18 protein-coding genes, 1 pseudogene and 1 riboswitch are annotated in these 25,923 nt (G+C 73.4%); of the genes and pseudogenes, 9 read left to right on the forward strand and 10 right to left on the reverse strand.

Going from position 1 to position 25,923, the window contains the following annotated elements:
* The first annotated feature begins 88 nt into the window (after positions 1-88).
* The 3 genes and pseudogenes from RDI86_RS03465 to galK all read left to right on the forward strand — a co-directional run bounded on the left by RDI86_RS03465 (position 89) and on the right by galK (position 3,413).
* Positions 89-862: a DeoR/GlpR family DNA-binding transcription regulator gene (locus RDI86_RS03465; protein ID WP_031315539.1), complete on the forward strand. Its 774-nt coding sequence runs from the start codon at positions 89-91 to the stop codon at positions 860-862.
* Positions 863-923: 61 nt separating this feature from the next.
* Positions 924-2,126, forward strand: a pseudogene (gene galT / locus RDI86_RS03470) (galactose-1-phosphate uridylyltransferase); the annotation flags it as partial.
* A 24-nt stretch (positions 2,127-2,150) separates the two neighbouring features.
* Positions 2,151-3,413: a galactokinase gene (gene galK / locus RDI86_RS03475; RefSeq protein WP_308820751.1), complete on the forward strand. Its 1,263-nt coding sequence runs from the start codon at positions 2,151-2,153 to the stop codon at positions 3,411-3,413.
* A gap of 10 nt (positions 3,414-3,423) precedes the next feature.
* Here the strand turns inward: galK and RDI86_RS03480 are convergent, their stop codons facing one another.
* Together RDI86_RS03480 and RDI86_RS03485 are read right to left on the reverse strand one after the other, a co-directional pair.
* On the reverse strand, positions 3,424-4,227 hold the full coding sequence (locus RDI86_RS03480) for an exodeoxyribonuclease III (protein ID WP_308820691.1): 804 nt from the start codon (positions 4,225-4,227) through the stop codon (positions 3,424-3,426).
* Positions 4,228-4,272: 45 nt separating this feature from the next.
* A complete protein-coding gene (locus RDI86_RS03485; protein ID WP_308820692.1) occupies positions 4,273-5,601 on the reverse strand; it encodes an MFS transporter in 1,329 nt (442 codons plus the stop codon).
* 65 nt (positions 5,602-5,666) lie between these two features.
* Here RDI86_RS03485 and RDI86_RS03490 point away from each other — a divergent pair, with 65 nt between their 5' ends.
* Genes RDI86_RS03490 through RDI86_RS03500 form a run of 3 tightly spaced genes read left to right on the forward strand, consistent with a single transcriptional unit; the run spans position 5,667 to position 8,424 of the window.
* Positions 5,667-6,740, forward strand: a complete 1,074-nt coding sequence (locus RDI86_RS03490) for an ABC transporter permease (RefSeq protein ID WP_308820693.1) — start codon at positions 5,667-5,669, stop codon at positions 6,738-6,740.
* Positions 6,737-7,564: an ABC transporter ATP-binding protein gene (locus RDI86_RS03495; protein ID WP_308820694.1), complete on the forward strand. Its 828-nt coding sequence runs from the start codon at positions 6,737-6,739 to the stop codon at positions 7,562-7,564. The genes RDI86_RS03490 and RDI86_RS03495 overlap by 4 nt, the downstream gene beginning before the upstream one ends.
* Entirely contained in the window at positions 7,561-8,424 is an 864-nt protein-coding gene (locus RDI86_RS03500) for an ABC transporter ATP-binding protein (RefSeq protein WP_076405136.1), read from the forward strand. The genes RDI86_RS03495 and RDI86_RS03500 overlap by 4 nt, the downstream gene beginning before the upstream one ends.
* Before the next feature lie 99 nt (positions 8,425-8,523).
* On the opposite strand, the gene RDI86_RS03505 is transcribed toward RDI86_RS03500, so the two are convergent.
* From RDI86_RS03505 to chvE, 5 genes are all read right to left on the reverse strand, one after another.
* Complete coding sequence (locus RDI86_RS03505) at positions 8,524-9,405, reverse strand: bifunctional methylenetetrahydrofolate dehydrogenase/methenyltetrahydrofolate cyclohydrolase (RefSeq protein ID WP_086148891.1); 882 nt, start codon at positions 9,403-9,405, stop codon at positions 8,524-8,526.
* Positions 9,402-10,691, reverse strand: a complete 1,290-nt coding sequence (gene glyA, locus RDI86_RS03510) for a serine hydroxymethyltransferase (protein ID WP_021482754.1) — start codon at positions 10,689-10,691, stop codon at positions 9,402-9,404. Before glyA ends, RDI86_RS03505 begins: the two co-directional genes overlap by 4 nt.
* A gap of 80 nt (positions 10,692-10,771) precedes the next feature.
* Positions 10,772-10,903, reverse strand: a riboswitch (ZMP/ZTP riboswitch).
* Between the two features lie 100 nt (positions 10,904-11,003).
* Positions 11,004-12,176 (reverse strand): multiple monosaccharide ABC transporter permease, encoded by a 1,173-nt coding sequence (gene mmsB, locus RDI86_RS03515; RefSeq protein WP_021482570.1) that lies wholly within the window; start codon positions 12,174-12,176, stop codon positions 11,004-11,006.
* Entirely contained in the window at positions 12,173-13,738 is a 1,566-nt protein-coding gene (mmsA, locus tag RDI86_RS03520) for a multiple monosaccharide ABC transporter ATP-binding protein (RefSeq protein WP_021482571.1), read from the reverse strand. The genes mmsB and mmsA overlap by 4 nt, the downstream gene beginning before the upstream one ends.
* 128 nt (positions 13,739-13,866) lie before the next feature.
* On the reverse strand, positions 13,867-14,991 hold the full coding sequence (gene chvE / locus RDI86_RS03525) for a multiple monosaccharide ABC transporter substrate-binding protein (protein ID WP_076405133.1): 1,125 nt from the start codon (positions 14,989-14,991) through the stop codon (positions 13,867-13,869).
* Positions 14,992-15,242: 251 nt separating this feature from the next.
* Between chvE and RDI86_RS03530 the strand changes: the two genes are divergently transcribed.
* A complete protein-coding gene (locus RDI86_RS03530) occupies positions 15,243-16,457 on the forward strand; it encodes an ROK family transcriptional regulator (protein ID WP_076405132.1) in 1,215 nt (404 codons plus the stop codon).
* Positions 16,454-17,251: an ATP-binding cassette domain-containing protein gene (locus tag RDI86_RS03535; RefSeq protein WP_308820695.1), complete on the forward strand. Its 798-nt coding sequence runs from the start codon at positions 16,454-16,456 to the stop codon at positions 17,249-17,251. Before RDI86_RS03530 ends, RDI86_RS03535 begins: the two co-directional genes overlap by 4 nt.
* 17 nt (positions 17,252-17,268) lie before the next feature.
* Here the strand turns inward: RDI86_RS03535 and RDI86_RS03540 are convergent, their stop codons facing one another.
* Positions 17,269-17,775, reverse strand: a complete 507-nt coding sequence (locus RDI86_RS03540; RefSeq protein ID WP_021481782.1) for a GNAT family N-acetyltransferase — start codon at positions 17,773-17,775, stop codon at positions 17,269-17,271.
* Positions 17,776-17,895: 120 nt separating this feature from the next.
* On the opposite strand from RDI86_RS03540, the gene purU reads away from it, so the two are divergent.
* The gene (purU, locus tag RDI86_RS03545; protein ID WP_308820696.1) at positions 17,896-18,810 is read left to right on the forward strand and encodes a formyltetrahydrofolate deformylase; all 915 of its coding nucleotides are present in this window, start codon (positions 17,896-17,898) and stop codon (positions 18,808-18,810) included.
* Between the two features lie 30 nt (positions 18,811-18,840).
* On the opposite strand, the gene RDI86_RS03550 is transcribed toward purU, so the two are convergent.
* Positions 18,841-19,323: a GNAT family N-acetyltransferase gene (locus RDI86_RS03550; protein WP_308820697.1), complete on the reverse strand. Its 483-nt coding sequence runs from the start codon at positions 19,321-19,323 to the stop codon at positions 18,841-18,843.
* A gap of 137 nt (positions 19,324-19,460) precedes the next feature.
* Positions 19,461-25,652: a pullulanase-type alpha-1,6-glucosidase gene (gene pulA / locus RDI86_RS03555; RefSeq protein WP_308820698.1), complete on the reverse strand. Its 6,192-nt coding sequence runs from the start codon at positions 25,650-25,652 to the stop codon at positions 19,461-19,463.
* Positions 25,653-25,923 lie beyond the last annotated feature (271 nt).

The raw sequence follows: 25,923 nt of genomic DNA on the forward strand, positions 1-25,923 counted from the left end.
CTCGGCCCGGCCCCGTCGCCGGGTCGAGCGATGTTCGGTCGTGTTCGATCGTGTTGGATTTCTCGACGATGTGGACAATACTGTCCGCATGCTCGCCTCACAGCGCCAGGAGCGCATCCTCGCGGAGATCCGGGACCACGGCGCGGTCCGCATCGGCGACCTGACCCGGGAGCTCGGGGTGTCGGACATGACGATCCGGCGCGACCTCGTCGAGCTCGCCGACCAGGGCCTGGTCCGCAAGGTGCACGGCGGCGCCGTCGCGCCGCACACGACCGCGCACGAGCCGGGGTTCGCCGCGAAGAGCTCGCGCGAGGCCGCGGAGAAGGAGGCCATCGCGACGGCCGCCGCCCGCCTCATCACCGCGAACGCGTCGGTCGCGCTGAGCGCCGGCACGACGACCCACCTGCTCGCCGCCCGCATCGCCGCGGATCCCGCGTTGCGCCCCCTGACGGTCGTGACGAACTCCCTCCCGGTCGCCGAGATCCTGCACCGGGCGAACGACCCGCGCCTGGAGACGATCCTCACCGGCGGCAGCCGCACGCCGTCCGACGCGCTCGTCGGCCCGCTCGCCGAGGCCGCGCTGTCCGGGCTGCGCGTCGACCTCGCGTTCGTCGGGGCGCACGGCGTCGACCCGGAGATCGGGCTCACGACGCCGAACCTCGACGAGGCCGCCACGAACCGCGCGCTCATCGAGTCCGCCGGGCGCACCGTCGTCCTCGCCGACCACACGAAGTGGCACACCACGGGCCTGCGCGTCTTCGCGACGTTCGCCGACGTGGACGTCCTCGTCACCGACGCCGGGCTCGCCGAGGACGAGCGCGCCCGCGTCCAGGACCTCGTCGAGCAGCTCGTCGTCGCCTGACCGGCGACCTCGGCCCCCGCTCCCCGCACTCCCCACGCACCGCGATCGGAACACCCCACGCATGAACCCGCACCTGCGCCGCACCTCGACCCGGCTCGCCGACGGCCGCGAGCTCGTCTACTTCGACGACTCCCCCGCGTACGTCTCGGGCGAGCGCACGCGACGGCTCGACGACCCGCGCCCGCTGCCGGACCGCTTCGCCCCGGTGCCGGGCCCGGACGGGACCCCGCACCCGTACGTCGGCCCGGAGATGCGCCGGGACCCGCTCACCGGCGACTGGGTCCCGCTCGCCGCGCACCGGATGAACCGCACGTTCCTGCCCGCCGCGGACTCGTGCCCGCTGTGCCCCGCGCGGCCCGGCAGCGCGTACTCGGACGGCGAGGTGCCCGACACGGACTACGACGTCGTCGTCTTCGAGAACCGCTTCCCGTCGCTCCAGCGCGTGCCGGGCGCCCCGGACGCCGTGGTCGAGGACGCGCCGCTCCAGCACCACGCCCCGGCGGCGGGCCGGTGCGAGGTCGTGTGCTTCTCGAGCGACCACCGCACGTCCTTCGGCGCGCTCCCGCCGCAGCGGGTGCGCACGATCATCGACGCGTGGGCGGACCGCACCGCCGCTCTCGGCGCCGAGCCCGGGGTCGAGCAGGTCTTCTGCTTCGAGAACCGCGGCCAGGAGATCGGCGTCACCCTGCACCACCCGCACGGCCAGATCTACGGCTACCCGTACGTGACGCCGCGCACGCGCACGCTGCTCGACCAGGCGCGCGAGCACCACCGCCGCACCGGCCGCAGCCTGCTGCGCGACGTGCTCGAGTCCGAGCTCGCGGACGGCCGCCGCGTGGTCCTCGAGACGGAGCACTGGGTCGCGTACGTGCCCTACGCGGCGCGCTGGCCCGTCGAGGTCCACCTCGCGCCGCGGCGCGACGTCCCCGACCTGCCCGCGCTCACGGACGCCGAGCGCGACGACCTGGCCACCGCCTACCTCGAGCTGCTGCGCCGCCTGGACCGGTTCTTCGAGACGGCCGACGGCGCACCCATCGCCCTGCCGTACATCGCCGCGTGGCACCAGGCCCCGGCCCGCGAGGGCCGCTCGGTCGCCGACGGCGGCACCGACGACGTCACCCTCGCGCGGCTGCACCTGCAGGTGTTCTCCGTGCTCCGCGCGCCCGGCAAGCTCAAGTACCTCGCGGGCTCGGAGTCCGGCATGGGCGCGTGGATCAGCGACACGACGCCCGAGCGCATCGCCGCACGGCTCCAGGAGCTCGCCCCGACGAGCGCCGCCCGGGGCTGGGTGCCCGCGCTGTCGGACGACGACGGCGCCGCGCGCGCCCGTGCCGTGCTCGCCGAGGCGTTCGGCGCGGACGAGCCCGGCGAGGAGGTCCGCGTGTGGGCCGCGCCCGGGCGCGTCAACCTCATCGGGGAGCACACCGACTACAACGCGGGCCTGTGCCTGCCGGTCGCGCTGCCCCACCGCACCTACGTGGCGCTGCGGCCGCGCACCGACTCGCTCGTCCGCCTCGCGTCCGCGCAGGCGCCCGGCGAGACGTGGACGGCCCGCCTCGAGGACGTCGGCCCGGGCGAGGTCGCCGGCTGGGGCTCGTACGTCGCGGGCGTGGCCTGGGCGCTGCGCGAACACCTCGTCGCCCAGGGCGCGGACCCCGCCGCCGTCCCCGGGTTCGACGCGGCCGTCGACTCGAGCGTCCCGTTCGGCGCCGGGCTCTCGTCGTCCGCGGCCCTCGAGTGCGCGGTCGCCGTCGCGCTCGACGACGTCGCCGGGCTCGGCCTCGCGGCGACCGACGCGGGCCGCGCCGTCTTCGCCACGGCGAGCGTCCGCGCTGAGAACGAGATCGCGGGCGCGCCCACGGGCGGCATGGACCAGTCGGCGGCGCTGCGCGCGCAGGCCGGTCACGCGCTCCTCCTCGACTGCCGTCCCGGGCTCGACCCGGTCGAGTCCGCCACGCAGGTGCCGTTCGACCTCGACGCCGCGGGCCTCGCCCTGCTCGTCATGGACACCCGGGCGGAGCACCGGCTCGTCGACGGCCAGTACGCGCAGCGCCGCGCCACGTGCGAGGACGCCGCCCGCACGCTCGGGATCGGCTCGCTGCGCGAGCTCGCCGACGCGGTGGACGCGAGCGACGACCCGGCGGTCGCGCTCGCCAGGGCGCTCGACGCGCTGCCCGACGACGTCGCGCGCCGCCGCGTGCGCCACGTCGTTACCGAGATCGGCCGCGTCCGCGCGTTCGTGGCGCTCCTGCGCGAGGGCCGGCCGGACGCCGTCGGGTCGCTGATGAACGCGTCGCACGCGTCGCTGCGCGACGACTACGAGGTGTCGAGCGTCGAGCTCGACGTCGCGGTCGACGCGGCGCGCGTCGCGGGCGCCCTCGGTGCGCGGATGACCGGCGGCGGGTTCGGCGGCTCAGCGATCGCGCTCGTGCGCGCGGACCAGGTCGAGGCCGTCGCCGACGCCGTGCGCGCCGCGTTCGAGCGCGAAGGGCTCGGTGCCCCGGGCTTCCTGCTCGCGACGCCGTCCGCGCCCGCCGAGCGGGTCGCCTGAGCGCTCCCGCTCAGACGTCGTAGGTGACGACGAGGGGCGCGTGGTCGCTCCAGCGCTCCTCGTGCGACGGCGCGCGGTCGACCTCGACCTTGACCGCGCGCTCCGCGAGGGAGGGCGTCGCGAGCTGGTAGTCGATGCGCCAGCCCGAGTCGTTGTCGAACGCGCGCCCGCGCCAGGACCACCAGGTGAACGGGCCCGGGCCCTCGCCGCCGTGGACGCGGCCCAGGTCCACGAGGCCGACCTGGTCGAGCCAGGTGTCGACGTACGCGCGCTCCTCCGGAAGGAAGCCGGCGCTCTTGAGGTTGCCCTTCCAGTTCTTGATGTCGACGTTGCGGTGCGCGATGTTGAGGTCGCCCGCCAGGACGACCTTCTCGCCCGTGGCCGCGAGCTCGCGCAACCGCGCGGTCACCTTCTCCAGGTAGGCGTACTTCACGACCATCGTCTCCGGCTGGCTCACGGTGCCCGAGTGGATGTACGCCGAGACCACGGTGAGACGGCCGCCGTCGGGCAGCTCCAGGTCGGCCTCGACCCAGCGACCGGTGTCGACGGGCGGCTCGGGCTCGCCGGCCCCGAGGCCGACGCGGACCGCGGACACCGGCAGGCGGGACGCGACCGCGACCCCGGCGCGTCCCTTGATGTCGCACGCCTGGTGGGCGACGTGCCAGCCCTCCAGCAGGTCGTTGACGACCGAGTCGGGCGCGCGCACCTCCTGGAGCAGCAGGACGTCGGGCGTCCGGGACGCGATCCAGGCGTCCATCCCCCGGCGGTAGGCGGCGCGGATTCCGTTGACGTTGGCGGTGGCGAGGGTCAGCACGCGGGCCATCCCATCACACGCCACCGACAACGACGGGCCCCGGGGTCAGGCGGGCGGCGTGGCCTCGCTCACGGGCGCCGCGACGACGCGGGCGGGCCGGAACGCGCTCGCGAGGACCGCCGAGACGGCGGCGAGCACGGCCAGCACCACGAAGCCGACCCGGAGGTGGTGGGCGGTCGCGAAGACGCCGGTGAGGACGCCGCCGAGCACGGCGCCCGCGTAGGTGAAGACGTTGAGCCGCGCGACCGCCCGGTCGGTGACCGTCGCCACGACCCCGGCGGCGGGCTCCGCCGCCGCTCCCGCCCGGCCCGACGCGACCGCCTCACGGGCCCGGTCCCCGACCGCCGAGAACGCGAGCGGCGCGACGACGCCGAGCCCGAGGCCCGTCACCGCGAGACCGAGCACGGCGACGGGCCAGGCCGGGGCGGCCGCCACCGCGACGAACCCCAGGGCGCCGAGCGTGCCGCCCAGCCGCACGACCCGGACCCGGCCGAGACGCTCGACGAGACCGTCCCCGACGAGCCGCGACACGATGAGCGCCGCCTGGTACGCCGCGTACCCCAGCGGGGCGGCGGCCGCGCTCGCCGCGAGGACGTCGCGCAGGAACGTCGCGCTCCAGCTCGACACCGCGGAGTCGGCGACGGGGAACGCGAGCATCCCCGCGCCGAGCAGCGCGATCGTGCCCGCCGCGACCCACGTCACCGGTCCGGACGTCGCCACGGCGCCCGGGCCGGCCGAGGCGTCCCGCACGACGGCGTCTCGGACCACGGCATCGCTGACGACGGCATCCCGGACCACGGCGTCCGGGGCGACGGCACCCGGGACGGCACGGCCGCCGTCGGGCAGGTGCAGCGCGAGCCAGACCGCGCCGACGGCGACGAGCAGCGCCGCGAGCGGGAGCGCGAGCGGCTGGCCGAGACCGGCCAGCGCGCCGCCCGAGACCGCGAGCGCGCCGAGCACTCCCCCGGCCGCGTTCGCGGCGTAGAACGACGCGAGCAGGCTGCGGCCGTGGGCGCGCTCGACGTCGATCCCGAGCATGTTCATCGCGGCGTCGACGGCGCCGAGCGCGAGCCCGTAGAGGCCGATCGACCCGAAGAAGAGGGGCCACGACGGCGCGAGACCGATCCCCGCCACCGCCGCCGCGGCGAGCAGCAGGCCGCCGACGACCACGGCACGCGCGCCGCGGACGGCCGCCACGACGCCCGACAGCGCGCTGCCCAGGCCGGCGAGGACGCACACGCCCAGCACGACGAGCGTGACGACGTCGTCGCCCATGCCGAGCCGGTCCTTGTATCCGGGGATGCTCGTGAGCACCACCGCGAACCCGAAGCCCTGCACGGCGTACGCCGCCGTCGTCGCGATGCGCTCCGTCACCCGCGCAGAGTAGCGTCTCGACGGCGCGCTGGAGCGTGCACCGCTCGCGCCGTACCGTCGGCGGTATGAGGGCGATGATCGTCAAGGAGCTCCGGGAGCTCGTCCGTGACCGGCGCACCCTGGGTCTGCTGATCGCGCTGCCCCTGCTCCTGCTCGTGATCTTCGGGTACGCCGCGAACTTCTACGTCTCGACGGTCGAGACCGCGGTGGTCGGCCCGCAGGCCGAGCAGGTGGCCGGCACCCTCCCGGACTTCTTCGACGTCACGACGACCGCGCCGGCCGACGACGAGGCCGACGCGCGCGACATGCTCCGGGACAACGCCGTGGACGTCGCGATCGTCACCGGCGCGGGAACGCCGAAGGCGCTGGTGGACGGCTCCAACCTGTTCGCCGCGCAGTCCGCGCTCGCGGAGCTCGCGCGCGTGGGCGCCGGCTCCGGGACGCCCGTCACAACCGAGGTCCTCTACAACCCCGACCTGGAGACGTCGTGGGTCATGGTGCCCGCGATCATCGGCTTGATCCTCACCTTCATCGGCACGATCATCACGAGCATCGGCCTGGTGCGCGAGCGCGAGGCGGGCACCTTGGAACAGCTCGCCGTGATGCCCATCGCGCCGAGCACCGTGATCCTCGGCAAGATCGCGCCGTACTTCCTCCTCGCCGCCGCGGACATGATCGTCGTGACCGTGCTCGGGGTGCTGCTGTTCGACGTGCCGTTCAACGGCAACGTCCTCACGTTCGCCCTCGGGGCCGCGATCTTCCTCTTCGTCGTCCTGGGCATCGGGGTGTTCATCTCCACGATCTCGCAGACCGCCGGGCAGGCGATCCAGAGCGCGTTCTTCGTCCTCATGCCCCAGATCCTGCTGTCGGGCATGATCTTCCCCCTGGACGCCATGGCCGCCGGCGTGCGGTGGATCGGCTATCTCCTGCCCCTCACCTACTTCACGATCATCTCCCAGGGCGTCATGCTGCGCGGCGCCACGTTCGGGTCCCTGTGGTGGGCGTTCGCCGTGCTCGCCGTCATGGCCGTCGTCATCTTCTCGGCAGCGACCCTGCGGTTCCGTCGGGACCTCGCCCCCGAGCGGCGCGTCCGGGACGCCCCCGGCAGGGCAGCCGAGCCCGGGCGGGGCGCGGCATGAGCTACGGCGTCACGTCCGTCAGCGTGTCCTTCGGTGAGCGGCGCGCGCTCCAGGACGTCACGGTGGAGCTGCCCGCCGGCCAGGTCGTCGCGGTCGTCGGCGGCGACGGCGCCGGCAAGACGACGCTGCTGCGGACCCTCGTGCGGCAGGTCGTCCCCGACTCCGGGCAGGTCAGCTCCCCGGAGAAGGCGCAGCTGGGGTTCCTCCCTGCCTCGTCCGGGAGCTGGGCGGCCCTCACCGTGGCGCAGAACATCGACTTCGTGGGCGGGGTCTACGGGCTCACCGGGGCAGCGCTGGAGTCCCGGCGCGCCACCCTGCTGGCCGGCGCCGGCCTGACCGGGGCGTCCGACCGGCTCGCCTCCCGGCTCTCAGGAGGGATGCGCCGCAAGCTCGGGTTCTGCCTGGCCGTCGTGCACGAGCCGAGGCTCGTCGTTCTCGACGAGCCGAGCACGGGCGTCGACCCCGTCAGCCGCGTCGACCTGTGGCGGCTCGTCTCGCAGGCCGCGGCCTCAGGGGCGGCCGTCGTCCTGTCCACGACGTACCTCGACGAGGCGGAGCGGGCGGGGCACCTCGTCGTCCTCGACGACGGCCGGGTGCTCGTCCAGGGCTCGTACGACGACGTCCGTGCCGGCTTCCGCGGCACCGTCACCCGGGGCCGCGTCGCGCGGCGCCCGGCCTGGTCGTGGCGTCGCGGCAGGGAGCGGCACGAGTACTGGCCCGGCGCGGCCGCCCCGCCGGACCTGCCGGTCGTGGAGCCCGACCTGGAGGACATCGTCATCGCGCTCTCCCTCGCGCGGCGCTCACCCCAGGAGGTCCTCGGATGACCGACCCCGTCCTCGTGGCCCGGCGCGTGACGCGCCGATTCGGGTCGTTCCCCGCCGTCGACGACGTCTCGATGCGGGTCGGGGCGGGCGAGGTCGTGGGACTGCTCGGGGCGAACGGTGCCGGCAAGACGACCCTCATGCGGATGCTGCTCGGGCTCCTGCCGGTGACGGCGGGGAGCGTGCAGATGCTCGGCGGTCCGCCGAACCGCGGCCGCCGTCGTCGCATCGGCTACCTGCCGCAGAACCTCGGCCTGTACACGGACATGACGCTGCGGGAGAACCTCGACTTCGTCGGCGCCACGTACGGCACCGGTGCCGCGCGGATCCCGGACGATCTCGCGGGCGACTCCGACGTCCTCGTCGGCGCTCTGCCCCTCGGCACGCAACGCCGGGCGGCGTTCGTGGCGGCCCTGTCCCACCGCCCGGAGGCCGTCCTGCTCGACGAGCCGACGTCCGGCGTCGACGCGCTCGCCCGCGCCCGCCTGTGGGACACGATCCGGGAGCAGTCCGACCACGGCGTGGGTGTGCTCGTCACCACGCACTACATGCAGGAGGCGCAGCAGTGCGACCGGCTCCTGCTGATGTCACAGGGACGGCTCGTCGCGCAGGGCAGCGAGCGCGACATCATCGGTGACACGCGCGCGCTCGCCGTGCGGACCGACGACTGGGCGACCGCGTTCTCCGCGCTCGACCGCGCGGGGCTCCCGGTGACCCTCGACGGCCGGTCGGTGCGTGTCGCGGACTCGAGCGTCGAGAGCGTCCGCACCGCTCTCGCGGGCACGGGGACCGAAGCGCGCGTCGAGCCCGTGCCCGCGACGATCGAGGAGCGCATGCTCGTCCTGGCCCGTGGGGGGACCTGAGGCCGGACGGTCGCCGCCACGTCCGGCCGACGGTCCTCGCCGCACCGCGTCCGGAGCCCGGCCCGGCGCACGGGGCGCCGGGCCGGACCGCTCGGGACGTCAGGCGGAGGCGCGCTCCGCCGCGTCGACGACGTTCGCGAGGAGCATCGCGCGCGTCATCGGGCCGACCCCGCCGGGGTTCGGCGAGATCCAGCCGGCGACCTCGGCGACGTCGGGCGCGGCGTCCCCCACGACGCGGCTCTTGCCCGTCTCGGGGTCGACCTCGCGCGAGACGCCGACGTCGATCACGACGGCGCCGGGCTTCACCATGTCGCGCGTGACGATCCCGCGGACGCCCGCGGCCGCGACGACGACGTCGGCGCGGCGCACGAGCGCGGGGAGGTCGGTCGTGCCGGTGTGCGTCAGCGTCACGGTCGCGTTGACCGCGCGCCGCGTGAGCAGCAGGCCGATCGAGCGGCCGACGGTGACGCCGCGCCCCACGACCACGACCTCCTTGCCCGCGAGGGAGATGCCGTGCCGCTCGACGAGCTCGATGATCCCGCGCGGCGTGCACGGGAGCGGCGACGTGACCTCCTCGTTGACACGCAGCACGAGCCGGCCGAGGTTGGTCGGGTGCAGCCCGTCCGCGTCCTTGGCCGGGTCGATGAGCTCGAGCACGCGGTTCGTGTCGATGCCCCGCGGGAGCGGGAGCTGCACGATGTACCCCGTGCAGGCCGGGTCCTCGTTGAGGCGTCGGACGGCGGCCTCGATCTCCTCCTGCGTCGCGTCGCCCGGCAGGTCCTCCCGGATCGACGCGAGCCCGACCTCCGCGCAGTCGCGGTGCTTGCCCGCGACGTACCACTGCGACCCCGGGTCGTCGCCGACGAGGAGCGTCCCCAGGCCGGGCACGACGCCCTTCTCCGCGAGGACCGCGAGGCGGTCCTTGAGCTCCGCCTTGATCGCGGCGGCGGTGGCCTTGCCGTCGAGGATCCGCGCGGTCACTGCTGGAGGCCCGGGTACAGCGGGAAGTCGGCCGTGAGCTTCTGCACGCGGGCGCGCAGCGCGTCGGCGTCGGTCGCGGCACCCTCGCGCAGCGCGGTCGCGATGATCTCGGCGACCTCGGTGAACTCGGCGTCGCCGAAGCCGCGGGTCGCGAGCGCCGGCGTGCCGATGCGCAGGCCGGACGTGACGCGCGGCGGGCGCGGGTCGAACGGCACGGCGTTGCGGTTCACGGTGATGCCGACCTCGTGCAGGAGGTCCTCGGCCTGCTGGCCGTCGAGCGCCGAGTGGCGCAGGTCGACGAGGACGAGGTGCACGTCGGTGCCGCCCGTGAGGACCGAGACGCCGGCCTCGGCGACGTCGGCCTGGGTCAGGCGGTCCGCGATGATGCTCGCGCCGCGCAGGGTGCGCTCCTGGCGGTCGCGGAAGCCGTCCGTGGCCGCGACCTTGAACGACACGGCCTTGGCCGCGACGACGTGCATGAGCGGGCCGCCCTGCTGGCCCGGGAACACGGCCGAGTCGATCTTCTTGGCGTACTCCTCCTTGCTGAGGATGAAGCCGGAGCGGGGGCCGCCGATCGTCTTGTGGACCGTGGAGGACACGACGTCCGCGTACGGCACCGGGGACGGGTGCAGGCCCGCGGCCACGAGGCCCGCGAAGTGCGCCATGTCCACCCACAGCTTCGCGCCGGCCTCGTCCGCGATCTCGCGGAACGCCGCGAAGTCGAGGTGGCGCGGGTACGCGGACCAGCCGGCGATGATGACGTCGGGGCGGGTCTCGAGGGCCTGCTTGCGGACCTCGTCCATCTCGACGCGGTACGACTGCGGGTCCACCCCGTAGGCGGAGACGTCGTAGAGCTTGCCGGAGAAGTTGATCTTCATGCCGTGCGTGAGGTGGCCGCCGTGCGCCAGCTCGAGGCCGAGGATCCGGTCGCCCTTGTTGATGAGCGCGTGCAGGACGGCGGCGTTCGCCTGGGCGCCCGAGTGCGGCTGGACGTTGACGTGCTCCGCGCCGAACAGCGACTTGGCACGGGCGATCGCGAGGTTCTCCGCGATGTCGACCTGCTCGCAGCCGCCGTAGTAGCGGCGGCCCGGGTAGCCCTCGGCGTACTTGTTGGTGAGCACGGAGCCCTGCGCCTGCAGGACGGCGCGCGGGACGAAGTTCTCGGACGCGATCATCTCGAGGGTGTCGCGCTGGCGCGCGAGCTCCCCGTCGAGGACGGCCGCGATCTCGGGGTCGAGCTCGGCGAGCGGGGTGTCGAGGACGTTGTCGGCTGGCTGGGCGCTCATGGCGTCTCCTCCGCGGGTGTCTGGCAGTCGTCGTCGGTGGTCACGTTCCCGGCTCGCCGGGTACGCCCCACCAGGGAGTGACCCGGGGCCCAGGCGAACGACCCGTCGTCTGCACAGCGTGCCGCTCCCCGGTGGTGATCCACCATCCCCCGGCCCACGGCTCGTGCAGGGCACGAGGCGTCGGGCGGGTTGCGCCAGTCGCGACGCGATCGATCCTAACCCACGCCCCCGGGCCGCGGGAGCCCTCCGGGACGCGCGCCGTCGGGCACCCCTGTGCGGAGGTGCCCGACGGCGCGCCGCCCGCGCGGGCGGTCAGCGCAGGGCCGCGCGGCGCTTGCTGACGATGTCGAACGCGACCGCGGCGAGCAGGACCAGGCCCTTGATCGCCTGCTGCCACGCGGCGTCGACGGCCATGATCGACAGGCCCATGTTGAGCACGCCCATGATGAGCGCACCGATCATGGCGCCCGAGATGCGACCGACGCCGCCCGTGACCGCGGTCCCGCCGATGAAGCACGCGGCGATCGCGTCGAGCTCGTAGTTGACGCCCGCGCCCGCGACGCCGGCTCCGGCGCGCGACGTCGTGATGACCGCGGCGACCGCGGCGAGCACGCCCATGTTGACGAAGATGCCGAAGTCGACGCGCTTGGCGCTGACCCCCGACAGGACGGCGGCGTGCCGGTTGCCGCCGATCGCGTAGACGTGACGGCCGAACACGCTGCGGTTGAGGACGAACGAGTAGGCGATGATCAGCGCGCCGACGATGAGGAGCACGATCGGCGTGCCGCCCGCGCTCAGCGCGAGCCAGTACGTGACGACCCCGATGAGCAGGGCCGCGACGACGACCTTGACGACGTAGGCCGACATCGGCTCGACCGAGAGCCCGTGCTTGCGCAGCGCGGTCCGCGAGCGCCACTGCGCGACGGCGAACGCGACGATGCCGATCGCCCCGACGCACAGCGTGACGACGTCGAGGTCGCCGACGAACCCGAACCAGTTGGGCAGGGAACCGTTGCTGATCGCCTTGAAGCCGCCGGGCAGCCCGGCGACGGTCGTGCCGACGAGGACGATCGCGAGCCCGCGGAAGACGAGCATCCCGGCGAGCGTCACGATGAACGCGGGGATGCCGACGTAGGCGACCCAGAAGCCCTGCCAGACGCCGACGAGCGCGCCCACGACGAGCGAGAGCAGCACGGCGACGAGCCAGGGCAGCTCCCACTGCGTCATCATGATGGCGCACAGCCCGCCGACGAAGGCCACGACGGACCCGACGGACAGGTCGATGTGCCCGGCCACGATCACCATGACCATGCCGATCGCGAGCACCATGACGTAGGCGTTCTGCTGCACGAGGCTCGCGACGTTGTTGGGGTAGAGCAGGCGCCCGTCGGTGAGCACCTGGAAGAGCAGGACGATGACGAGCAGAGCCGCGACGATGCCGTACTGGCGGACGTTGCGGCCGAGGTACTCCCTGACGGCGTTCATCGGACGGTGACTCCCTTGTCCATGGTCATGTAGTGCATGAGGGTCTCCTGCGTCGCCTCGGCGCGGGCGACCTCGCCCGTGATCCGCCCCTGGCTCATCGCGTAGATGCGGTCGCAGATCCCGAGGAGCTCGGGCAGCTCGGACGAGATGACGAGGACGGCCTTGCCCGCGTCGGCGAGCGCGTTGACGATCGAGTAGATCTCGTACTTGGCGCCGACGTCGATCCCGCGCGTGGGCTCGTCGAGGATGAGGACGTCGGGGTCGGAGAAGACCCACTTGCCGAGCACGACCTTCTGCTGGTTCCCGCCGGAGAGCTTGCCCACGAGGGACTCCACCGTGGGCGACTTGATCCCGAAGTCGCGGCGGTAGCGCTCCGCGACCGTGACCTCCTCCTCGCGCTGCACGACGCCCCAGCGCGCGACCTTGCCGAGCGCGGACGCGGAGATGTTCTCGCGGATCGTCTGGATGAGGTTGAGCCCGTATCGCTTGCGGTCCTCGGTCGCGTACGCGAGCCCGTGCGAGATCGCCTCCGCGACCGTGCGCGTGCGCACGGGGACGCCGTCCTTGTAGACGGTCCCCGAGATGCGCGTGCCGTACGCGTGCCCGAAAACGCTCATGGCGAGCTCGGTGCGGCCCGCGCCCATGAGGCCGGCGAGCCCGACGATCTCGCCCGCGTGCACCGTGAGGTTCGCGTGGTCCACGACGACGCGCTCGGTGTCGACGGGGTGGTGCGCCGTCCAGTCCTCGATCCGCAGGACCTCGGCCCCGACCGACGGCTCGCGCGCCGGGAACCGGCTCTCGAGCGCGCGCCCGACCATCCCGCGGATGATCCGGTCCTCGCTCACGGGCTCGTCGCCGTGCAGGTCGAGCGTCTCGATCGTGCGCCCGTCGCGCAGGATCGTCACGCGGTCCGCGATCGCGGCGATCTCGTTGAGCTTGTGGGAGATGATGATCGAGGTGATGCCGGCCTCGCGGAACTGGTCGATGAGGCCGAGCAGGTGCGCGCTGTCCTCGTCGTTGAGCGCCGCCGTCGGCTCGTCGAGGATGAGCAGGTCGACGCGCTTGGACAGCGCCTTGGCGATCTCGACGAGCTGCTGCTTGCCGACCCCGATGTCCGCCGCGAGCGTCGCGGGGCTCTCGGCGAGCCCCACCCGCTCGAGCAGGAGGGCCGCCTCCGCGGCCGTCCGGTTCCAGTCGACGACGCCGCCGCTCGCCTTCTCGTTGCCGAGGAAGATGTTCTCGGCGATCGAGAGGAACGGGACGAGCGCGAGCTCCTGGTGGATGATGACGACGCCGCGCGCCTCGCTGTCGCGGATCCCCCGGAACTCGCAGGGCCGGCCGTCCAGGAGGACGTCGCCCGTGTACGAGCCGTGCGGGTACACCCCGGACAGGATCTTCATGAGGGTCGACTTGCCGGCCCCGTTCTCCCCGCAGATCGCGTGCACCTCGCCGCGACGCACCTCGAGCGTCACGTCCTGCAGCGCCTTGACGCCGGGGAACTCCTTGCTGATGGCGTGCATCTCGAGGATGTTCCCCGTCTCGAGCACGTTCTCGAGAACCATCCCAGCTCCTGTCTGGTCCACGGGCGGGTCGACGACGCCGCCCGGCGTTCGGGTGGTCCCGCCCGGCCCCACGGGTGGTCGTAGGGCCGGGCGGGCGGGCGGGGCGGCGCGCGGCAGCCCCGCCCCGGTCACAGACCGAGCTGCTCGGCGGTGTAGAAGCCCGACCCGACGAGCCGGTCCTCGACCGTGTCGGCCGTGACGACCTCCGGCGGGAGCAGGTACGAGGGCACGACCTTGGCGCCGTTGTCGTACGTCTCGGTGTCGTTGACCTCGACCTCGCCGCCCTCGACGATCTGCTGGACCATCGTGGCGACCTGGTCGCCGAGCGTGCGCGTGTCCTTCCACACCGTCATGGACTGCTTGCCCGCGAGCATGTTCTTCACGTTCGCCTCGTCGGCGTCCTGCCCCGTGACGATCGGCCAGTCCTCCGGCGTGTAGGCCGCGCCCTCGAGCGCCTGCTCGATGCCGAGCGCGAGCGAGTCGTTCGGCGACAGGACGACGTCGACCTTCTTGTCCGTGTAGAAGGAGTTGAGCCGGTTCTCCATCTCCGACTGGGCCTTCGCGGACTCCCAGCCCTGGATGCCGATCGACGCCCAGTCGTCGGCCGTCGCGGGCGCCTTGCCGGACGGCACGACGAGCTGCCCCGACTCGATGTAGGGGCTCAGCACGTCCCACGCGCCCTTGAAGAAGAACTTCGCGTTGTTGTCGTCGGGCGAGCCGGAGAACGGCTCGAGGTTGAACGGCCCGGCGCCGCCCTCGAGGCCCAGCTGGTCGACGATGAACTGGCCCTGGAGCGTCCCGACGAGCTCGTTGTCGAACGTCGCGTAGTAGTCGACGTGCTCGGAGCCGTTGATGAGGCGGTCGTACGCGATGACCGGGACGTCGTTCTCGGCCGCCTGGTCGAGCACCGGGCCGAGCGCGGTGCCGTCGATCGAGGCGATGACGAGCACGTCGGCGCCCTGGTTGATCATGTTCTGGAGCTGCGTGATCTGCTGGTCGACCTTGTTGTCGGCGTACTGCAGCGTCGTCTCGAAACCGGCCTCCTGGAGCAGGCCCTCGAGGTGCTCGCCGTCGTTGTTCCAGCGCTCGAGGCTACGGGTCGGCATCGCGATGCCGACGAGGGTCTCCCCCGCGTCGGCGGTCGTCTCGCCGTCACCCGACTCGCTCGCCCGCTCCGCGCTGCACGCGGCGAGCGAACCGACCAGGAGTGCGGTCCCCGCGAGCGCGGCGACCCTTCTGCGCAAGGACGTCATCGTCGTTCCCTCTCGTCGTCGAAGGCCGTGCCCCCGTTCCCGGGCGGCACGACGGGCCGTGGCTCTCGTGCGGGCGTCCGACGTCGGACGGGACCGCTTCCACGGGCACGGCAGGGAACGTAGCCAGGGTTGAGTTCGACAGTCAAGCGCTAGGTGGCCACCTTTACCGAATTGTGTTCGAGGCTCTAACTCATCGGGTGAGCCGCGCTCCGACCCGTCCGAGAACGGGCCGAGCGTGTAATCTGCGGCCTGTGAACAGCGACCGGTCCACCCCCGGATCGCAGACCTCCCTCCGAGAAGCGAACCGACTCCGGATCGTCGACGCGATCCGTCGCTACGGAGGGCTGACCCAGGTCGAGCTCGCGGAGGCGACGGGGCTCTCGACGGCGACCGTGTCGACGATCGTCAAGGAGCTCACGGGCGCCGGGGTCGTCGACACACGCCCCACGTCTCGCTCCGGGCGCCGCGCGCAGATGGTCACGCTGGCCCGGCGGCTCGGCGTGGTGGCCGCCGTCCAGTTCGGGCGGCGTCGCCTCACCGTGGCCCTCGGGGACCCGAACCGCGAGATCCTCGCCGAGCAGCACATGCCGCTGCCCGTCGACCACCGCCTCGACACGGGCCTCGACCGTGCGGCGCTGCTCGTCGTCGAGCTGCTCGAGCGCGTCGGGGCCTCCATGGACGAGCTGCTGACCGTCGGCGTCGCCCTGCCCGCCCCCGTCGACGAGGACACCGGGATGATCTCGGTGCGCGGCGTCCTGCGGGGCTGGGACGACGTCCACGTGGGCCAGGTGCTCGCCAAGCGCCTGGCCCGGCCCGTGCTGGTCGACAACGACGCCAACCTCGCGGCGCTCGCCGAGCACCAGCTCGGCGCGACCCGGGGGTACCGCGACTCGATCTTCGTGCGCGCGTCGTACGGCACGGGCGCCGGCATCGTGCTCGGGGGTCGGCTCCACCGCGGCTACGCCGGCACCGCGGGCGAGATCGGCCACGTCCAGGTGGACCCGTCCGGGCCCATCTGCCGGTGCGGCAACCGCGGGTGCCTGGAGACCGTCGTCGGCTCCGACGCCCTGCTCGCGCTCGTCCGCACGAGCCACGGGGAGCTCACCCTGAACGACCTCGTCCAGGAGGCGCTCGACGGCGACCCCGGCTGCCGGCGCGTCGTCGCCGACGCCGGCGACCGCATCGGCGCCGTGGTCGCCGCTCTCGCGACCGCGCTCAACCCCCGGGCCGTCGTCGTGGGCGGCGAGCTCGCCGCGACCGGTGACGTGCTCCTCGGCCCGCTGCGCGAGTCGATGCGCCGCCACCTCGTGCCCAACACCATCGCCCCGGTCGAGGTCCTCGCCTCCGACCTCGGCGCCCGCGCCGAGATCCTCGGCGCGCTCGCCCTCGCGCTCGCCGCGACCGACCTGGCCAACGACGGCCTCGCGGTCGCGCCCTCCCCCTCGACCGAAGGTGACCCGTCGTGACCTCCACCCCCGCTCCGCCGGCGCTCGCGCTGCACGGCATCGACAAGTCCTTCGGCGCCGTCCAGGCGCTCACCGGCGTCGAGCTCGAGATCCACCGCCACGAGGTCGTGGCGCTCGTCGGCGACAACGGCGCCGGGAAGTCGACCCTCGCGAAGATCGTCGCGGGCGTGCTCACCCCGGACGCCGGCATGATCGAGTCCGACGGCGTGCCCGTCACCATCCCGAGCCCCGTGGCCGCGCACGCCCTCGGGATCGCCACCGTCTTCCAGGACCTCGCGCTGTGCGACAACCTCGACGTCGTCTCGAACCTCTACCTGGGGCGCGAGCTGCGCCGCGGTCGCGGGCTCGACGAGGTCACCATGGAGGAGACCGCGCGCCGCGTGCTCGCCGACCTCAACGCCCGCGTGCCGTCGGTGCGGGTGCCGGTCTCGACGCTCTCCGGCGGGCAGCGCCAGAGCGTCGCGATCGCGCGCACGCTGCTCGGCGAGCCCCGGATCGTCGTGCTCGACGAGCCGACCGCGGCGCTCTCTGTCGCGCAGTCCGCGGAGGTCCTCACGCACATCCAGCGGCTGCGCGACATGGGGCACGCGGTCATCCTCATCAGCCACAACATGACCGACGTGCGCGCCGTCGCCGACCGCGTCGAGGTGCTGCGCCACGGACGCAACAACGGCAGCTTCTCCGGTCCCGGCGCGAGCTACGAGGAGATCATCGCCGCGATCACCGGGGCGACGACCGGCGTCGGCGGCTCGCGCGACCGGGTGAGCGCCGGACCCTTCGGCCCGCGGGGCTGAGGGCCCCGCGACGCCCGTCAGGCGCGGGGCTCGTCGCCCACCTCGGCGGCGCCGAGGATGCGGCGCAGGTAGGTGTAGGTGAGGTCGCCGGCCGCCTTGTCGTACTGCTCCTCGTAGCCGTGCTTCGTGTACATGGCGAGGTTCTGCTTGGAGTCCTTGCCCGTGAAGACCCAGATCTCGGTGGTCTGCTCCGGCAGGTACGGCAGCACCTCGAAGAGCATCTGCGTGCCGATGCCGCGTCCCTGCATGTCGGGCGCCACGGCGAGCCGTCCGAGGGTCGCCTTGGTCTCCTCGATCTCGACGCGGACGGAGCCGACGAGGCGCGGGCCGAGCCAGGCGCCGATCGTCACGACGTCCTCGCGCGCGAGGTCCTCGCGCAGCTCGTGGAGGGTCTGGGTCAGCGGGGGGATGTTCGGGTCCTGGTACAGCTGCGCCTCGGTGACGAACGCCGCCCGGCGCAGGGTCAGGAGCTCACCTGCCTCGGCGTCGGTGACGAGGCGGGTCGTGATCTGCGCGTCGCTCATGGGCTCATGGTGTCAGACATCCGCGCGCGGTACCGCGGCGTCCCGGGTGATGTCGGGCGCCCCCGTCCGCGGGCGGGACGACGGCCGCACCCGCCGGGGTGCGCGACTACCCTCTGAGGGGTGTCCACGACTGACCCGGGCGTCGCGCCCCGCGCGACCGACGCCCCCGCTGCGCAGCCCCCGACCGACGACCCCACGCACTGGGTCCTCACGCTCTCGTGCCCCGACGGTCCGGGGATCGTGCACGCGGTCGCGGGGGCCCTCGCGCGCCTCGGCGGCAACATCACCGAGTCGCAGCAGTTCGGCGACCCGCTCTCGGGCCTGTTCTTCATGCGCGTCCAGGTCACGGCGGCCGCGTCGCGCGACGCGATCGAGCACGCCGTCGGCGAGGTCGCGGCGCGCTTCGCGATGACGTGGCAGCTCGACGTCGTGGGGCGCCGGGTGCGCACCCTGCTCATGGTCTCGAAGGCGCCGCACTGCCTCGTCGACCTGCTCTACCGCGAGCGCTCGCAGGGCATGCCGATCGACGTCGTCGGCGTCGTCGGCAACCACCGGGACCTCGAGGACATCGCGTCCTTCTACGGCAAGCCGTTCCACCACGTGCCCGTGACCCGCGACACCAAGGCCGAGGCGGAGGCCCGGCTGCGCACGCTCGTCGACGAGCTCGACGTCGAGCTCGTCGTCCTCGCGCGCTACATGCAGATCCTCTCCGACGACCTGTGCCGCGAGATGCCCGGCCGCATCATCAACATCCACCACTCGTTCCTGCCGAGCTTCAAGGGCGCGCGGCCCTACGCCCAGGCGCACGACCGCGGCGTCAAGCTCATCGGCGCGACGTCGCACTACGTGACCGGCGACCTCGACGAGGGCCCGATCATCGAGCAGGACGTCGAGCGCGTGGACCACTCCCGCCGCGTCGAGGACCTGGTCGCGATCGGCGAGGACGTCGAGCGCCAGACGCTCGCGCGCGCCGTGCGGTGGCACGCCGAGCACCGGGTGCTGCTCGACGGGCACCGCACGGTCGTCTTCCGCTGACGCTCTGACGGCGGCCGCGCGCGGCCGCCGTCAGAGCGTCAGCTTGAACCCCTCGTGGGACTGCTCGTAGCCGAGCGACCGGTAGAAGCGGTGCGCGTCGTCGCGCCGCTTGTCGGACGTGAGCTGCGCGAGGGCGCAGCCGCGGTCCCGCCCCCACGCATGGGCCCACGCCATCATGGCCCGCCCGACGCCCCGGCCCCGCAGCCGGCGGTCCACGCGGACCGCCTCCACCAGCAGCCGGGACGCTCCGCGCCGGGCGATGCCCGGGACCACGGTGAGCTGCATGGTGCCCACGACCTCGCCGTCACGCTCCACGACGACCAGGGCGTTGTTCGGGTCCGCGTCGATCGCGGCGAACGCCGCCTCGTGCTCCGGGCCGACGTCGCCGGTGCGGTCGCGGGCGATCGCGTCGTCGGCGATGAGCCCGACCACGCGGGGCAGGTCGGCGGCGACGGCCGCGCGGAAGGCGAGACCCGCCGTCGGGCGGACGGCGGGCCGGGGCGAGGTGGTCACGGCTCGCGACCGTAGCACCCGCCCCGCGAACAGAGCACAGGGAGCTCCCGAGGGAGAGCCGAGGTCCCCCGAGGGAGAGCCACGGTCCGCCGAGGTAGAGCCCTGGTGAGGACCAGGGCTCTACCTCGGCGTTCGGCTCAGGAGCAGGTGACCGCCTCGTGCTCGACGGTGAAGGTCGAGGTGACCTCCTCGCCGTCGACCACCGCGGTGGCGGTCACCGTGGCCTCGCCGGCCGCGACCGCCTTCTGGCGCGTCGCGAACGACTGGTAGGCGTTCTTGCCGGGCGCGACGTCCGCGACCGCCTTCTGCCCGAACGGCGTGGCGAGCCGGACGTCGACCGGCACGGCGCCGTCGTTCGTCGCCCGGACCGCGACGTACGCCTTGCCCGCGAGGCAGCGCGTCTGCACGTCGACGGACACGGGCAGCTCCGCCCCGGCCTGCGGCTGCACCAGGACGGCGACGGACCGCCCGGGGACGGTCACCGTGCCGGTGGCCGCGTCCCACGCGGTGCCGCGCACGACGTCGTCGCTCCCCTCCTGCTGCACGGGCGAGAGCACGTACTCGCGGCCCGCGAGCGCGGACAGCGGGACGGTGACCTCGTCCGGGGAGGCGTTGAAGACGGCGAGCAGACCGTCGAGCGCGGGGTCGACGTCGGTGCCGACGGTGTCGTCCACCGCCATCGCCACGACGCCCGGAACCTGGTCCGGCCCCGCACCCGGGAAGGTGACCTTCTCCCGGATGAGCTCCGGGTCGCCGAGCCGGAACAGCTCGGTCGAGTGCCGCAGCCGCAGGAGGTCCTGCGCCTGCGCAGACGCGGTGGCGATGTCGTCGGGCGACGGCTTGAGCGCCGGGTCCGCGAGGAGCGGGGCCATGAGCGGCCACTTGTCCTCGTTGTCGGCCGCCATCGGCAGGCCCTTGCCGAACCCGTTGTCCTGACCGGTCCAGTCGATCGCGTTGAACCAGTCGCCCGAGTCGTAGCTGTTGCGGTCGAGCGACTTCGACCGCAACAGGTCGGTGCCCGCGTGCCAGAACGACGGCGTCTGGGAGAGCGCCGCGGTCGCGAGCGAGACCGTGTTCATGCGCACGCGCTCGTCCATCGGCGTGTCGGCCGGGAGCTTGAGCGCGAGCAGGTCGAACAGCGTCTCGTTGTCGTGCGCGTCGACGTAGGTCACGACCTCCTCGGGCGAGTCGGCGTAGCCGGCCGGCGCCCCGCGGTAGTCGATCTCGTCGCCGCGCTTCTCCTCGCCCGTCGACGTGACGAGCGTGTAGTCGCGCAGGTTGCCCGCGAGGCCGAGACGCACGAGGTCGGTCTGGTGACCGAGGTCGGCGAGCTCGTCCGCGGACCCGTCGTTCACGGTCCCCGGCTCCCCCGCCCGGGCGGGCTGCCCGTTCGGGTCGGTCGCGAGGCCCGTGCCGAAGCCCTGCGTGAACGTCGTGGCGCCGTCGACGGGCGAGCCGCCGTGCACCGCGTCGCGCAGCCGGTCGGAGAAGGTCCCGATGCCCGTGCCGCCGAGCTGGCCCTGCGTGGCCTGCTCGAACAGCGCGTTGCCCGCGACCTCGCCGAAGTCCCAGCCCTCGCCGTACAGGTAGACGGACTTCCCGTCGACGCCGTCCTCGGCGAGCGTGAGCTCGTCGAGCGCGGCCCGGACGTCGAGCATGTTCTGCTTCGAGTGGTGGCCCATGAGGTCGAAGCGGAACCCGTCGACGCGGTAGTCCTTCGCCCACGTGACGACCGAGTCGACCATGAGCTTGCCCGCCATCGCGTGCTCGGTCGCGACGTTCTGGCAGCACGTGCTCGTCTCGACGGAACCGGTGGTCGGGTTCTGCCGGTGGTAGTAGCCCGGCACGACCTTGTCGAGGACGGACTTCGCGTCCTGCCCGCTCGCGGCGGTGTGGTTGAACACCTGGTCGAGCACGACCTGCAGCCCGGCACCGTGGAGCGAGCCGACCATGGTGCGGAACTCGGCCACGCGCGCGCCGCCGTCCGCGTCGACCGCGTACGACCCCTCCGGCGTGCTGAAGTGCCACGGGTCGTAGCCCCAGTTGAAGCCGTCCTGCGCCTGCACCGCCGCGACCGCGGCCTGCTGCTCGGGCGAGTCGGGCGCGAACCCGGTGAGGTCGCCGGTCGTGGCCTGGGCCGCGCGGTCCTCGGGGATCGACGCGATGTCGAACGTCGGGAGCAGGTGCACCGTGGTGACGCCCGCGTCCGCGAGCTCGCGCAGGTGCGTCATGCCGGCCGAGTCCTTCTCCGCGAACGCGAGGTACGTGCCGCGCCGCTCCGCCGGGACCGTCTCGTCGGCGATCGAGAAGTCCCGGACGTGGAGCTCGTAGATCGTCTGGTCGACCGACCGCTCGACGACCGGGGCGGGCGTGCCCTCCCAGGCGCTCGGGCGGAACGCGGGGTCGTCGAGGTCGACGGCCACCGAGTGCGTGGAGTCGAGCGTCAGGCCCACCGAGTACGGGTCGGTGACGACGTTCGTCTCGACCTTCCCCGTGCTCGGGACGTAGACCTGCACCTCGTAGAGGTAGCGCGCGCCCTTCCAGCCGACGGCCGCGCCGCCGAGCTTCTTGTCGGCCGCCTTGCCGTCGAGGGTCCACGTGCCGTCGGCCTGGCGGGCTGCCTCGAACCGGCGCGGGTCGTCGTCGAGCGACGCCCCCGCGGGCCACGCGAGCACCGAGACGGCCTTCGCCGTCGGCGCCCACAGCGCGAACGACGCCCACTTGCCGTTGGCGTGCCACGAGACGCCGAGCTCGCGCTCGGCGGCGTCCTCGGCGAACAGGTCGTCGACGACGCCCGGCACCTGGACCCCGGTCGCGGCCGTGAGCGCGCCGTCGTCGGCCCGGGTGACGAGCAGCTGGCCCGTGAGCGCCGCCTCGACCTCCGCGCGGTCGAGCGGCTCGCCGTCGTCGAGCACGCGCAGCGCGGTGTGCCCGGCGAGCGCGGGGAACTCGGCCGCGACGTCGTCGGGCAGGCCCGACGGGTCGACCTGGAGCGTGTACGACGCCGTGCCCTCCGGGGCCTGCACCTCGCCGTCGGCGCCGCCCGGGGTGACCGAGAGCCCGCCCTGCGGGGCGGACCACAGGGTCCACTCGTCGCCCGTGCCGAGGTCGCCCGGCCAGGCGACGACGCCCTCGCGCACCCAGTGCGCGGCCTGCTGGCCGGTGCCGGGGAGAGGCGGGTTCGCGACGTCGATCGTCAGGACGTGGGACGCGAGGTCGTAGGAGAACGTGACCAGCTCGCCGTCGCCGACGGAGAACTGGTAGTTCGCCCCGTCGCGCGCGCCGCCGACGCCGTAGTTCTCGGCCCAGCTCAGGCCGTGCGCGACCTTGCCCTCGTACGCGCCGGCCGCGAGGCGGTCGGTCGACCAGGTGTAGACGCCGTCGCCGTCCGGGTCCTTGAGCCAGGACGCCAGGCAGTCGGGCGCCCACGAACCGGGGCAGCCGACCTGGTCCTGGAACGAGCCCGCGAGCGTGACGATCGGCCCCTGCGCGGTGCTCGAGAAGTCCTTGCTCACCGGGTCCCAGTAGAACGTCACCGGGCCGCCGGCCGTCGTGTACGTCGCGTTGGTGCCGTCCTGCACACCGCCGACGCCGTAGTTCACGGTCCACGACCCGTTGATCGCGACCTTGTACTCGTACGTCCCGGCGGGGACGTCGAACGTACCCGCGTAGACGCCGTCCGCGCGCTTCGTGAGCTTCGCGGCCTCGCAGCCCGGGGCCCAGTCGCCCGCGCAGCCCATGGCCGCGTTGTGGCTGCCGGGCACGGTCACGAGGTCGATCTCGGGCTCGGGCTCCTCGCCCACGACCCCGCTCACGTCGACCCCGACGCTCGCGAACGTGGACGCGGCGGCGCGGTCGCCGTCGGCGTCGGTCGTCACCGCGCGGTACTCGACGAGCGTGCCGTCGGCGAGCCCCGCGACGTCGTGGAAGACGCGCGGTGCCGTGTCCTCCGCGGTGCCGAGCGGGTGCCACTCGGCGCTCCCGACCTCGCGCCACGCGAACGACGTCTCGGCCCACGCGTCCGGGTCGACGGTGGCGGTCACCGGCGCGACGCCCGTGACCGCTCCCCCGGCCTGCGGCACGGTGAGGGCGATGTCGCCCGACGAGTCCGCGCCGACCTCGCGGTCGGCCCGCAGCACGACCGTGCCCGTCGCCGGGACGGTCAGCGTGACGACGCCGTCGGCGTCGGCGGTGACGGGGGCGGCCTGCTCGCCGTAGAGCACCTCGTACGAGGCGCCGGGCGTGAGGGTCGTGAACGTCGCCGTCCGCTCCTGCGCCGCGTTGTTCAGCGCGACCAGGTGCTCGACCTTCTCCTCGCGGTCGACGCGGCTGAACGCGTACACGCCCGCGCCGTTCTCGACGTAGCGCTCCACCTGGGCGCCGTCGGCCAGCGCCGGGTGCGCCTCGCGCAGCGCGGCGAGCTCGGCGATGTGCGCGTAGAGCGGCGCGTCGGTACCGAAGCGGTCGACGCTGCCCGCCTGCTCGCCGGTGACGAGCGGCTGGTCGGCGTACTCGTCGACCTGGGTCGCGAACAGGGTCTGGCGCGCGTCCTTGTCGCCGCCCTTCCCCGCGAAGCCCTGCTCGTCGCCGTAGTACACGACCGGCTGCCCGCGGGTCAGGTACATGAGGTCGTGCGCGAGCTCGTCGCGCGCGAGCGGGTCGTCGGTGCTCGCGAGCATGTACCCGACGCGGCCCATGTCGTGGTTGCCGAGGAACGTCGGCAGCGCCTGCGCGTTCGTCGTCGGCGTCGTGTACATGTCGTCGCTCGCGAAGAGCGACGCGAGGCCCTTGGCGCTGTTCCCGCTCGCGAAGCTCGTCGCGGCGGACTGGAACGTGAAGTCCAGCGTCGAGCTCATGTCCGTCTTGCGCACGTAGGGCGAGAGCTTCGCCGCGTCGGCGTCGTACACCTCGCCGAACATGAAGAAGTCGTCCTTGCCCTGCGCGTGCGCGTAGTCGAGGACCTCGGTGGTCCACGTCTCCCAGAACTCGAAGTTCACGTGCTTGACGGTGTCGATGCGGAAGCCGTCGATGCCGAGGTCGATCCAGTCCTGGTAGACGTCGACGAACCCGTCGACGACCGTCGGGTGCTCGGTCATGAGGTCGTCGAGGCCGTCGAAGTCCCCGTACGTCACGGACTCCCCGGTCCACGTCGAGTTGCCGCGGTTGTGGTACAGCGTCGGGTCGTTGAGCCAGGCCGGGACCTTGAGGTCCTCCTTGCCCGCGGGGACGACCGGCGTGTACGGGAACGACGTCGCGGCGTCCAGCGCCGGGAAGTCGCCGGTGCCCGCGTGGTCCGCCGGGTCGAACACGGTGCCCTCGGCGTCGCGGTACGGCGACGTGGCCTGGTCGACGTACGAGTACTGCTTCTCCTCGTAGTCGATCACGTCGGCCGTGTGGTTCGTGATGATGTCGAAGTAGACCTTGATGCCGCGGTCGTGCGCCTCGTCGATGAGCGCCTCGAGCTCGGCGTTGGTGCCGAGGTGCGGGTCGATCTGCGTGAAGTCGGTGATCCAGTAACCGTGGTAGCCCGCCGACGCGTCGGCGCCCGTGCCCTGGACCGGCTGGTTCTTGAACGACGGCGTGAGCCAGATCGCCGTCGTGCCGAGGCCCTCGACGTAGTCGAGGTTCTGCCGCAGGCCCGCGATGTCGCCGCCCTGGTAGAAGCCCTTGTTCGTCGGGTCGAACCCGGAGACGAGCGGGTCGTCGCCGAGCCCCGCCGTGTCGTTCGACGGGTCGCCGTTCGCGAACCGGTCGGTCATGACGAAGTAGAAGCGTTCGTCCGACCCGGGCTGGCGCACGGGGGGCACCACGAGGTCGGCGTCCTGCGCCTCGTCGTAGCCGCCCGCGAGCCCGAGCGGCGTGAGCGCGATGCGGTGGGTCGACTCGTCGAACGTGACGCGCACGGTCGCGTCGCCGCCGAGCGCGAGGGGCGCGTTGTCCTGGCCGCCCTCGCGCCCGTACGCCTCGTCCCACGCGTCGTCGTAGGCGACCTTGTACTCGTAGGTGCCCGCGGGCACCTCGAAGTCGGCGGACCAGATGCCGGCGGCGTCGGTGGGCGCGAGCTCGGTCGCCGCGCACGCGGGGTCCCAGTCGGCGGGGCAGCCGAGCTCGGACTGGAGGTCGCCCACGAGGGCGAGCGTGCGCTCGTCGGCCCCCGCGGCGGGGGCGGCGAACGCGGCGAGCGTGACGCCCGCCAGGCCCGAGGTGGCGAGCGCGACGGCGGTGACCGACGCCGTCGTGCGGGCCCCGCGCGTGCGGCGGGGCGTGGTGTCGGATGGGTGGGGCGACGGTGTGCGCGGGACGCGGCGACGTCGCGGCGTGGAGGTCATGAGGACTCCCTCGTCCGGTGGCTGGTGCGGGACCGCAGGCGTGAGCAGGCAGGTGCCGGCAAGGACGCGGACGACGGGACCAGCAGCGGGCGACGTCGACCGCGGCTTTCTCAGCGTACGGCTGAGCCGAACTGTACTGGTTGCAGAAAGTTGCAGCAAGGTTCGGCAAACGACGCGCCCGCGCCGTGCAACGCCGTTGCCCGGGCACGACGAACCCGGGGTCGCCCCGCTCAGGAGGTCCTGACGGGGGCGGCCCCGGGTCCGGGAGGTC

This window comes from Cellulosimicrobium sp. XJ-DQ-B-000, assembly GCF_031119065.1.
Classification (GTDB): Bacteria; Actinomycetota; Actinomycetes; order Actinomycetales; family Cellulomonadaceae; genus Cellulosimicrobium; species Cellulosimicrobium funkei.